This window comes from Myxococcus sp. AM010 (assembly GCF_013372585.1).
Lineage (GTDB): Bacteria > Myxococcota > Myxococcia > Myxococcales > Myxococcaceae > Myxococcus > Myxococcus vastator.
On the sequence record NZ_JABXEO010000226.1, the window covers coordinates 1 to 705 of the forward strand.

At 72.1% G+C, this 705-nt stretch carries 1 protein-coding gene; it reads right to left on the reverse strand.

Features of this window, described 5'->3' with window-relative positions; translation table 11 throughout:
* Nucleotides 1-511 (reverse strand): IS66 family transposase zinc-finger binding domain-containing protein (locus tag HV826_RS36435; protein WP_176421580.1); only part of this gene is annotated, 511 nt, incomplete at its 3' end.
* Between the last annotated feature and the right edge of the window lie 194 nt (nucleotides 512-705).

A 705-nucleotide genomic window follows, 5' to 3' on the forward strand; every position in this document is an offset into this window, starting at 1 on the left:
GGAAGAGGTCCGTCAGGGTGCTGCGACTCATGGGCACGCCGCTTCGCTCCACCCGCTGGGCCAGCCGGTGCAGCGGCATGGCGTCCGCGCACTTCGACGTCACCACGTGCGCGATGAAGCCGGGGCCATACTCGCCCCTGTCCACCACCCGGGCCGGTGGCGGCGCGGTGACGACACCCCTTCCGCAGGTGCATGCCAGGACTTCCTGCACATGCACCTGCCGCTCGAAGCGCGCCGGTACGTACTCGTACAGCACCGAGGTGCGTCCCTTGCCCAGCGGCTTCAAGTCCTCGCCGCCGCACGCTGGGCACTGGCGCTCCTCGTCCGGGACGGCGTGGCGAATCTCACGTTCCGGAGCCTCCTCGGCCTTCCGGGTGGCCCTCTCCTGGCGCTTCTTCTTCGCGGCCTCGGCCCGGGCCGCCGTCGAGTCCGCGTCCCCGCGTAGCTCGTCGGCCACCGTCGGCAGCTTCTCCGTCCTGCGGCCGAAGACGTGGCGCTCCAGCGTCGCCATTTTCGCCTCCAGCGACGTCAGGCGCTCCTTGAGTTCCTCCGCCTCCTCGCGCCAGGGGCAAAAGTGTTCTTGAGGGAGCTCGCGCGGCACGTGGCCTCAACACGCCACGGCGCGGAGGCGTCCCGGGCAGGGCGCGTCAGGTGCCCGTGCGCCCGGGAGGCGCCCAGGCGGGCTGGCGCCTCACCTGGGCCACG